The following is a 10301-nucleotide window of genomic DNA, read 5'->3' as shown; positions in this document are numbered from 1 at the left end:
TCGTGGATCAGCCCTGTGTGGTGGTCACGGCGTTGAAGACCACATCCGCCACCGGGGTGCCGTCGGCGCCGCCACCCGCGACGCCGGCGTTGGCGACGTTGGTCAGGGCGTCCAGGCCCTCGGTGATGGTGCCGAAGGGGGTGTAGTTCGGGGGCAGCTGGGTGTCGCGGTAGACCAGGAAGAACTGGCTGCCGTTGGTGCCGGGGCCCGCGTTGGCCATCGCGACGGTGCCCGCCGGGTAGACCGCGCCCGCGAGGTTCTCGTCGGTGAACTTGTAGCCGGGGCCGCCCATGCCGGTGGCGGTGGGGTCGCCGCACTGGAGCACGAAGATGCCCTGGGTGGTGAGCCGGTGGCAGCGGGTGTGGTCGAAATAGCCCTCGCCCGCGAGGAAGGCGAACGAGTTCACCGTGTGCGGGGCGGCGGCGGCATCGAGCGCGATCGTGACTGTGCCGCAGGTGGTTTCGAGGGTCGCGGTGTGGCTCGCCGCGGTGTCGATGGTGAGCGCCGGTTCGGTGGGCCACTGCTTGCCGTTGGGCTGACCCGCCGCGGCGGGTGTGCATCCGGGGATCACTGCCTGACGCATCGGTGCGGTCTGCGCGGCGGGGGCGAGTGCCACCAGGGCGGCCGCGGCGATGCCGACGCCGACGAGCGCGCGAATGAAGGGTCGGTCCTGCGAAATGCTGGTCACCTTGGCGGGATCTCCTCGAGAGCGGGTGCTACCGGACGATGTACCGCGCATCCTGCCAGCCGCACCGGCTCGCGTGGGGACAGACCACCGGATCCGGACCGCTCGTCGTGTGATCGACACAGAATCCTGTGCTTTCGGGACTAGCGGGCCCGCAACCGCCACAGCGTGGTCGTCTCGGCGGTGCGGGCCGCGGCGAGGGGGTCGTCGCGATCGGTCGCGCGGGGATGGCGCGGCCGCGTGGTGAGCTTGCCGAGCACGTACAGGCCCGAGTCGTCGAGCAGGCGCGGAATGTGGTCGGCCGGGCGCAGGCCGAGCAGTTCGGCGAGGTCGGACAGCACCAGCCAGCCCTCGCCGTGGGGGGTGAGGTGTGCGCGCAGGTCGCGGGCGAACTCGGTGAGCATCGACTGATCCTGGTCGTAGACACCACGTTCCAGATCCGAGGTCGGCACGCCGGGCAGCCAGGGCGGATTGCACACCACGAGATCGGCACGGCCGGGCGGGTACAGGGCGGGTCCGGTCACGGCGATCATCCGGCCGAAGCCGAGCCGTTCGGCGTTGTCCTTCGCGCACCGCAACGCCCGCGGGTTGATATCGGTGGCGACGATCTCGGGGACGCCGCGGGTGGCGAGCAGCGCGGCCAGCACGCCGGTGCCGGTGCCGAGATCGAACGCGGTGCGGATCTCGGGATCCAGTGGCGCGTCGGCGACGAGATCGACGTATTCGCTTCGGGTGGGCGAGAACACGCCGTATCCGGGATACACCCGCGCTCCGAGCGCGGGGACTTCGACACCCTGCTGCTGCCAGCGATAGGCGCTCACCACACCGAGTAGTTCGGTGAAGGTGACCACGCGTTCGGCGTCCGCCGGACCGTACGCCGCCTCGCACGCCGCCGCCACATCGGGAGCCCGGCGCAGCTCGAGCTCGTAGCCCTTGCCCAGCCGGATCAGGAGACTGCCGAGAATGCCCGCCCGTGCGCGCCTTCGGATTCGCTCGTGTTCGTAGAGCGCGCCGAGATCGCCGCCGGCGGGCTTCTTCGCCGGCTTGCGATCGGCGCGCCGGCCCAGCGCCTGTAACAGTTGGCGACCATTGTTGTAATCGCCCTGCCACAGCAGCGCCTCACCGGCCCTGATGCGGCGATACGCGTGATCGGCCGAGAGCCGGTCGTCGGCGGTGGAGACGGCGCGCGGTGCGGGCGCGCCGTTCTCCGAATGCCAGACGGCGGAGTGCTGACTGTGGTCTTCGGTCCAGGCGATGGTGGACACGGGCTGCTCCCGGTGATCGACGGTACTGGTGACTCGAATACGCCGACGCCGGACGCGACGGCCGATTCTCGGTCGGTCGCTACGGCGTGGGAACGCGCGCGACCGCGTCGCCGAGTGCCATGTCGAGCGTCACCACTGCTGCCTTTCCGGGGGAGGGGTCCCTCATTCTGCCGTATCGGCCCAGGCTGACGTCATCTAGGGCGCGGTTACAGGCCGATCGTGCTAAATTCTGACCATGCGGCCAGAAAACAAGCCGGATGGACAACAGCGCTCGTTCATCGAGGAAGCGCGACGGCGCCAGATCATCGCGGCCACCGTCGAAGTGATCTCCGCGGTCGGGTACGGCAACGCGTCGCTGGCCCGGATCGCCGAGCACGCCGGCATCTCCAAGGGCGTGATCTCCTACCATTTCGACGGCAAAGACGAGCTGATGTCACAGGTCGTGACGCAGCTGTTCGTCTCCGGTGCCGAGTTCATGTCGCCGATCCTCACCGCCGCGATCGCCGACGGCTACCGCGCCGTCCTGCACGCCTACCTGTCGTCGAATCTGCAATTCATCGACGACAACAAGAGCTACGTCGCCGCTGTCGGCGACATCGTGCTCAATCTGCGCGGCCCGGACGGTTCGCTGCGATTCGACACCCCCGACGGTGACCGGGAGATCATCGCGCCGCTGGTCTCGGCGCTGGCCGAGGGGCAGCGCGCCGGCGAGTTCGGCGATTTCGACCCGACCGTGCTGGCGCGTCTGATCCGGGACTCGATCGACGGAATCGCGAACCGGGCGGTGCGGGAAACCGATTTCGATGTGCGCCACTACCGCACGCATCTCATCGAGATGTACGACGCGGTGACGAGGAAGGACGACGACCGATGACAACGACGACGGAATCAACCCAACCCGATGCGGTACGGGAGGTTCCGCCGTTCGCGGTGCTCGGCGTCGGCGCGATCGCGCTGGTGGCCGCGGTCGGACTGTTCGCCGTGCTCGGGCAGTACGGCTTCTTCGGCGACGAGTTGTACTTCCTCGCGGCGGGCGGGCACCACCTGGCGGTCAGCTACGCCGACCAGGGCCCGCTACTGCCGCTGATCGCTCGGCTGATGGATTCGATCGCACCCGGTTCGCTGGTGGCGCTGCGACTTCCGGCCCTGCTGATCACGGTGGCCGGCATCGTGCTCGCCGCGGCGATCGCGCGGGAAATCGGCGGCGGACGCGGCGCGCAGCTGATCAGCGCGGTCGCCTACGCGACGTCACCGTTCCTGTTCGTGCAGGGCAGCCAGCTCTCCACCAATGCGATCGACGGACCGCTGTGGGTGCTCATCACCTGGCTGCTCGTGCGCTGGGTCCGGACTCGCGCCGATGTGCTGCTGATCATGGCCGGGGTCGTCACCGCGATCGACATGCAGGTCAAATGGCTCATCCCGTTCTTCTGGATCTGCGTCGGAATCAGCGTGCTCGTCTACGGCCCACGCGATCTGTTGCGCAGGCCCGCGCTGTGGATCGGCGCCGCGATCACCGCGGTCGCGATGGTGCCCAGCCTGCTGTGGCAGGCGGCGAACGGATGGCCGCAGCTCGCGATGGGCGGTGTGGTCAGTGCCGAGCAGGAGATGATCGGCGGGCGGTTGATCTTCGTGCCGGTCGCGCTGCTCGCGGCGGGGCTGCTCGGCGCGATCCTGCTGGTTTACGGCACGATCCGGTTGTTCCGCGCGGAATCCCTCCGCCCCTACCGGTTCTTCGGGCTGGTGGTCGTCCTGCTCGTGGTCGCGTTCGTGGCGACCGGCGGGCGGCCCTACTACGCCGTCGGCATCTATCCGATCGCGATGGCGGCCGGGGCGGTCGGGCTGGTCGAGGCGAGGGCCACGTGGCAGCGGATTGCTGCGGTTCCGGTGATCGGACTCTCGGTCGCGCTCGCCGCGTGGTCGCTGCCCTGGCAGCCGGAGTCCTCGATCCCGCCGAGCACCGGTGGCGCGGACCTGCTGCTGCACGGCAAGTTCGGCTGGTCCGACCTGGCCGCGTCGACCGACCTCGCGTACCGGACATTGTCACCGGCCGAGCGCACGCACGCGGTGATCGTCGCCGAATCCTATTGGCAGGCAGGGGCTCTCGAGACGTATCGGCAGCAGTACGGCTGGCCCGCGGTGTACAGCCCGAGTCGTGGGTACGGCTATCTCGGCACTCCGCCGGACACGGCGTCCACGGTGGTCTATGTCGGCGCGCAGCACGAGGAGTTGCGCGCGCACTTCGGATCGGTGACGCCGATCGGCCGGGCCGACGCCCGGCTCGGCTACGCGGGCGCCACCCGTGATGTGACGATCTGGCGCTGCGAACTGCCGGTCCGACCGTGGTCGCAGCTGTGGACCGACCTGCGTGAGATGTAGCACCACAACGCGACCGCGTACGGCCTCCCGTCGGAATCGGCGGACGGAGTGGGCCGCCGGCCGGGCGGCCGGTGGGCCCAGCCCACCAGGCCGTCGCCGCGCCAGGCGTGATCAGCGTTCAGGATCTGCGGATGCGCCGGTAGGTCGGGGTGGCGGTGGCCGCGGCGGCGAGTTCGGCGGCGAGCCAAGCGATGTCGGTGTCGCCGAGTGCGCCCAGCGTCAGGCGCAGATGGTCGCTGACGGGCCGCTCGCCCGCTTCGAACGGGCCGCCCGGCGCGGCCTTGATGCCCGCGGCGGCGAGGCTGATCATTGCGGCGTTCTCGTCGGAGACCGGGAGCCAGATATTGATGCCGTCGCCCGCGGCCACGACGACATCGTGACGGGCCAGCGCGCGGCGCAGAACGGTGGCGCGCCTGCGGTATTCGAGGCGCGCGCCCGCGACGGTGGCACGAGCCCCGGCATCGTGGAGCATCGTCAACAGCACGCGCTGTAGCAGCCGGCTGGACCACCCGGGCCCGAGCATCCGGCGTTCGACCACCGGATCCAGCAGTGCCGCGGGCCCTCCCGCGACGGCCAGCCGCAGATCGGCGCCGTGGGACTTGGAATAGGAGCGGATGTAGACCCCGCGATCGGGGAATCGCGCGGCCAGGGAGCGCAGCGGGGTGGTCGCGATGCCCGCGGAGTGGTCGTCCTCGATGATCAGCGCCGGGTACGAGCGCAGTATCGCCGCCAGTTCGCGGACTCTGGCCGCGCCGAGGGAGGCGCCGGTCGGGTTGTTGGCACGCGGTTGCAGGATCACCGCGCGCGGCGCCGGTCCGTCGAACGCGCGCGCGAATTCCTCGGGCCGGAAGCCGGATTCGTCGAGACGGACGGCGATCGGACGTGCGCCGAGGCGGGCGAGCAGGTCGAGAAACGGCGGGAAGCACGGATCCTCGACGATCACCGGATCACCGAAGCTCACGTGGGCGGCGAGGAGTCGGTCCACCGCGTCGAGGGCGCCGTCGAGGACGGTCAGCCGTTCGCACGGCCACGGCCAGTCGGTACGCAGCGCCTCGGCGAGTGCGGGCAGCACCGCCTCGCCGAGATAGTGCGCCGAGAGATCGCCCGGCGCGGTGTCGCGCGAGAGCGCGTGCAGGGCGGCAGCCAGGTCGGGCAGCAGCGCCGGATCGGGGGTGCCGCGCGACAGGTCGACGCGAAAGGCGTTGTCGGAGTGCGAGTGCAGGCGCTGATACCGGCCGATCGGTGCCTCGTGTTTCTCCCCGACGAAGGTGCCCGCCCGTCCGCGCGCGGTGATCGCGCCGGTCGCGGCCAGCGCGCGCCAGGCCTGGCTGACGGTGGCGGGGGACACCCGGAGCTCGCGGGCCACCTCGCGCACGGTGGGCAGTCGGGTACCGGGAGCGAGTGCGCCCGAACGAATGCGGCGACCGATCGCGGCGGCGATCCCGGCGGCGGTTCGTTCGTCGAGGTCCCCGGCGAAGTCCGCGGGCAGTGCGGTCGGCGAGGCTTCGGTCATTGACTCATTCTGCGGGGTTGTGCGCGGCCGATCCGGGGTGCGCGCCAACGTTTACGGCACCGAAACTGTTTCCGCGCTCTTGTAACACAACAGAATCAGTTGTAGGTGCAGTATAACAAAGCATGGGAATCGTCAGAGCGGCGCTCGTCCAGACCACCTGGACCGGTGACAAAGAATCAATGACCACGGCGCACGAGGACTACGCACGGGAGGCGGCGGCGCAGGGTGCGCAGGTGATCTGCTTCCAGGAGCTGTTCTACGGCCCGTATTTCTGCCAGCTACAGGACACCAAGTTCTACGAGTACGCCGAATCGGTACCGGGCCCGACGACGGAACGGTTCGCCGCTCTGGCCGCCGAGCTGAACATGGTGATGGTGTTGCCGGTGTACGAGCGTGAGATGGACGGGTTGCTCTACAACACGGCGGCTGTGATCGACGCCGATGGCTCCTACCTGGGAAAATACCGTAAGCATCACATCCCGCAGGTGACCGGATTCTGGGAGAAGTTCTACTTCCGGCCGGGCAATCTCGGCTGGCCGGTATTCGACACCGCGGTCGGCAAAGTAGGCGTCTATATCTGTTACGACCGCCATTTCCCGGAGGGCTGGCGAGCGCTCGGCCTCGCGGGCGCCGAAATCGTGTTCAATCCCTCGGCGACGTCGAGGGGGCTTTCCAGCTATTTGTGGAAACTCGAGCAGCCGGCCTCGGCGGTGGCCAACGAGTATTACGTCGGTGCGATCAACCGCGTCGGCATCGAGAGCGAATACGGCGACGACGACTTCTACGGCACGAGCTATTTCGTCGACCCCGAGGGGAAGTTCGTCGGCGAGGTCGCCTCCGACACTTCGCCGGAATTGGTTGTCCGTGATCTCGATATGGATCTGATCAAGATCGTGCGCGAGAGATGGGCGTTCTATCGCGACCGCCGCCCGGAGGCCTACGGACCGTTGGTGACCCCCTGATGCGCACCTTCATCCACGGCGGGACGGTGGTGAGCGCCACCGGGTCCCAGCTCCTCGACGTGCTGATCGACGACGAGACGATTGTCGCTGTCCTGCAACCGGGTTCGACCGCGCTCGGCGCTGATCTGGCGGCCGACGCGGATACGGTGATCGACGCGACCGGCAAGTACGTGATCCCCGGCGGTGTCGACGGGCACACGCACATGCAGCTGCCGTTCGGCGGCACCGAGGCCAGCGACACCTTCGAAACCGGGACCAGGGCAGCGGCCTGGGGCGGCACCACCACGATCGTCGACTTCGCGGTGCAGAAGCCGGGCCAGCGGGTGCAGGACACCCTCGCGGAGTGGCACGGCAAGGCCGCCGGGCGGTGCGCGATCGACTACGGCTTCCATCAGATCATCGGCGATGTCAACGACGAATCCCTCAAGGGGATGAGCGAACTCGTCAGCGAAGGCGTCACCAGCTTCAAGCTGTTCATGGCCTATCCGGGGGTCTTCTACTCCGATGACGGCCAGATCCTGCGTGCCATGCAGTCCGCGGGCGACCTCGGCGCGCTGATGATGATGCACGCGGAGAACGGCATCGCCATCGACGTCCTCGTCGAACAGTCTCTCGCCCGCGGTGACACCTCGCCCTACTTCCACGGCACCAGCCGTCCGTGGCAGATGGAAGAGGAGGCCACCCATCGCGCGATCATGCTGGCGCAGTTGACCGGTGCCCCGCTGTATGTGGTGCACGTATCGGCGAAACAGGCGATGCAGCAGATCGTCACCGCGCGTGACAACGGGCAGAACGTGTTCGCCGAGACCTGTCCGCAGTACCTGTACCTCTCACTCGAAGAACAGCTGGGCGCACCGGGTTTCGAGGGTGCCAAGTGGGTCTGCTCGACACCGCTGCGCTCGCGCGCCGAGGGACATCAGGACGAGCTGTGGCGCTTCATCCGCACCGGTGACGTCACCGCGGTGAGCACCGACCACTGCCCGTTCTGCATGAAGGACCAGAAAGAGCTCGGTGTGGGCGATTTCAGCAAGATCCCGAACGGGATCGGCGGGGTCGAGCACCGGATGGATCTGCTGTTCCAGGGTGTCAAGGACGGGCGGATCTCGCTCGAACGCTGGGTGGAGGTCTGCTGCACCACCCCGGCCCGGATGTTCGGTATGTATCCGCGCAAGGGCGTGATCAGCCCGGGTGCCGACGCCGATGTCGTGATCTACGACCCCAACGGGCACACCAGCATCGGCCTCGGCAAGACCCACCACATGAACATGGACCACTCGGCGTGGGAGGGCTTCGAGATCGACGGACACGTCGACACCGTCCTGTCACGCGGCCGGGTGATCGTCGACGACGGCGCCTACCACGGTCGCGCCGGGCACGGCCGGTTCCTCCGGCGCGGCCTGTCACAGAACCTGCTGTAGAAACCAACTGCCGAAACGGAGAGTGCCGATGGACATCGGAGTCGTCCTGCAGTGCACACCACCCTCGTCGCGGGTGATCGAACTGGCCAGAGTGGCCGAAACCCACGGGTTCTCGCACGTGTGGACCTTCGACTCGCACCTGCTCTGGCAGGAGCCCTATGTGATCTACAGCCAGATCCTGGCCGCCACCCGGAAGGTGACCGTGGGGCCCATGGTCACCAACCCGGCCACCCGGGACCAGACGGTGACGGCGTCCGTGTTCGCCACGCTCAACGAGATGTTCGGCAACCGCACGATCTGCGGCATCGGGCGTGGTGACTCGGCGGTCCGCACCGTCGGGAACAAGCCGACGACGTTGGCCACCCTGCGCGAATCGGTGGAGGTGATCAGGGAACTGGGCAACGGTCGCAGCGCCCGCGTCGGTGACGTCGAGGTGCGATTCCCGTGGGCCGCCGATTCGCGGCTCGAGGTGTGGGTGGCCGGATACGGGCCCAAGGCACTCGAGCTCACCGGGCAGGTCGCCGACGGGTTCATCCTGCAACTCGCCGACCCCGACATCACCGCATGGACCATCGGCAGGGTGCGTGCGGCGGCAGCGGCGGCAGGCCGAGATCCACTGTCGGTGAAGATCTGTGTCGCCGCGCCCGCCTACGTCACCGACGGATCGCAGGCCGCCCTGGAACACGCCCGTGACCAGTGTCGCTGGTTCGGCGGCATGGTCGGCAACCACGTCGCCGACATCGTCGCGAAATACGGTACGGGCGGCGATGTTCCGGCGGCGCTGACCGACTACATCGCCGGCAGGCAGGGCTACGACTACAACCAGCACGGGCGGGCGGGCAACACGCATGCCGATTTCGTCCCCGACGAGATCGTGGACCGGTTCTGCCTGATCGGGACCCCGGACGAGCAGCTCACCCGGTTGTGGGAGCTCGAGCAGCTCGGCGTCGGCCAATTCGCGGTGTATCTGCAGCACGATGCCAAAACGGCCACGCTCGAGGCCTATGGCGAGCAGGTGCTGCCGCGGCTGAATCGGCAGGTCACCGCGATCCGAGCGGCCGGTCTGTCATGATCGCCGGTCAACCGCGGGTGGGAGTGCGCCGATGACCACGGTGACCATCGATCCGGCGACAGCTGTTGTCCCGCAGAAGATCCGAGCCTCCACGCCCGGTCGGACCCGGTTGCTGCGCGCGGTCTACGCGGCGAGCGCGTTCGTGCTCGTGGCGGTGATCTGGGAGCTGGTGAAGGTGCTGGTGCCCGCCGACGGTGTGAGCATCGCGGGCACCCGAGTACTTCCCCGCACCAGCGACGGCGCGCTCCCGCACGTCTGGGCGGTGTTCACCGTGCTCGGCGACCCGGACGGCAAGGGCACCGTCGGCGAGACACTGCTGCGCACGGCGATGTTCACGCTGGGTCTGTCGGTGCTCGCGTTGTTGCTGGGCGCGGTGGTCGGCGTGGCGCTGGCGGTCGCGATGCAGCGCTTCGGCTGGCTCGAACGCGGCCTGCTGCCGTATGTGGTTCTGTCGCAGACGGTTCCGCTGATCGCGCTCGCGCCGCTGGTGGCGGCATGGGGCGGCAAACTGTCCATCGGTGGTGAGCCGTGGCGGCCGTGGATGAGCATCGTGGTGATCGCGGCCTATCTCGCCTTCTTCCCGATCGCCATCGGGATGCTGCGCGGGCTACAGGCGCCGTCGGCGGCCTCGGTCGAATTGATGCGTAGCTGTTCGGCCGGGTGGTGGGCGACGTTGACGCGCCTGCGGTTTCCCGCCGCTGTTCCCTCGTTGATTCCGGCACTACGCCTGGCCGCCGCGGCCGCGGTGATCGGCGCGGTCGTCGCCGAGATCTCCACCGGCACCGCGGGCGGCATCGGGCGGCAGATCATCGTGTTCTCCCAGCAGGCCACCGGCGATTCGGCCCGGCTGTACGCCGCCGTGCTCGCCGCCGCGCTGCTCGGCGTCGTCCTCACCGCGCTGGTGGGTCTGGTGGAGCTGGCGCTACGCCGCTACAGCCACCCGCCGGGCACCGACGCGTCGAGCGAGGGCCGATGAGCGCCGCCGAAACACTCTCCACGACAACGTTTCA

General features: G+C 68.6%; 9 protein-coding genes. 6 read left to right on the top strand and 3 right to left on the bottom strand.

What is annotated here, in order from left to right:
• Window positions 1-7: 7 nt before the first annotated feature.
• The gene (locus tag ACFULV_RS09265; protein WP_378654886.1) at window positions 8-688 is read right to left on the bottom strand and encodes a peptidylprolyl isomerase; all 681 of its coding nucleotides are present in this window, start codon (window positions 686-688) and stop codon (window positions 8-10) included.
• 140 nt (window positions 689-828) lie between these two features.
• Window positions 829-1950 carry a methyltransferase gene (locus tag ACFULV_RS09260; RefSeq protein WP_378654883.1) on the bottom strand — a complete coding sequence of 374 codons (1122 nt, stop codon included), beginning with the start codon at window positions 1948-1950 and terminating at the stop codon, window positions 829-831.
• A gap of 235 nt (window positions 1951-2185) precedes the next feature.
• Between ACFULV_RS09260 and ACFULV_RS09255 the strand changes: the two genes are divergently transcribed.
• The gene (locus tag ACFULV_RS09255) at window positions 2186-2824 is read left to right on the top strand and encodes a TetR/AcrR family transcriptional regulator (RefSeq protein ID WP_378654880.1); all 639 of its coding nucleotides are present in this window, start codon (window positions 2186-2188) and stop codon (window positions 2822-2824) included.
• Window positions 2821-4326 (top strand): glycosyltransferase family 39 protein, encoded by a 1506-nt coding sequence (locus ACFULV_RS09250; RefSeq protein WP_378654877.1) that lies wholly within the window; start codon window positions 2821-2823, stop codon window positions 4324-4326. The genes ACFULV_RS09255 and ACFULV_RS09250 overlap by 4 nt, the downstream gene beginning before the upstream one ends.
• 118 nt (window positions 4327-4444) lie before the next feature.
• On the opposite strand, the gene ACFULV_RS09245 is transcribed toward ACFULV_RS09250, so the two are convergent.
• Window positions 4445-5839, bottom strand: coding sequence for a PLP-dependent aminotransferase family protein (locus ACFULV_RS09245; RefSeq protein WP_378654875.1), 1395 nt, complete (start codon window positions 5837-5839; stop codon window positions 4445-4447).
• Window positions 5840-5961: 122 nt separating this feature from the next.
• On the opposite strand from ACFULV_RS09245, the gene ACFULV_RS09240 reads away from it, so the two are divergent.
• Genes ACFULV_RS09240 through ACFULV_RS09225 form a run of 4 tightly spaced genes read left to right on the top strand, consistent with a single transcriptional unit; the run spans window position 5962 to window position 10267 of the window.
• Window positions 5962-6801, top strand: a complete 840-nt coding sequence (locus ACFULV_RS09240; protein ID WP_378654872.1) for a nitrilase-related carbon-nitrogen hydrolase — start codon at window positions 5962-5964, stop codon at window positions 6799-6801.
• Window positions 6801-8219 (top strand): dihydropyrimidinase, encoded by a 1419-nt coding sequence (hydA, locus tag ACFULV_RS09235; protein WP_378627428.1) that lies wholly within the window; start codon window positions 6801-6803, stop codon window positions 8217-8219. Before ACFULV_RS09240 ends, hydA begins: the two co-directional genes overlap by 1 nt.
• A 28-nt stretch (window positions 8220-8247) precedes the next feature.
• Complete coding sequence (locus ACFULV_RS09230; RefSeq protein WP_378627430.1) at window positions 8248-9291, top strand: TIGR03842 family LLM class F420-dependent oxidoreductase; 1044 nt, start codon at window positions 8248-8250, stop codon at window positions 9289-9291.
• 31 nt (window positions 9292-9322) lie between these two features.
• Window positions 9323-10267, top strand: a complete 945-nt coding sequence (locus ACFULV_RS09225; protein ID WP_378627432.1) for an ABC transporter permease — start codon at window positions 9323-9325, stop codon at window positions 10265-10267.
• Window positions 10268-10301: the final 34 nt, after the last annotated feature.

Source organism: Nocardia sp. NPDC057272, from assembly GCF_042668615.1.
Classification (GTDB): Bacteria; Actinomycetota; Actinomycetes; order Mycobacteriales; family Mycobacteriaceae; genus Nocardia.
Note: the sequence above shows the minus strand (reverse complement) of the source record. Positions and strands in the feature narration are given on the sequence as shown.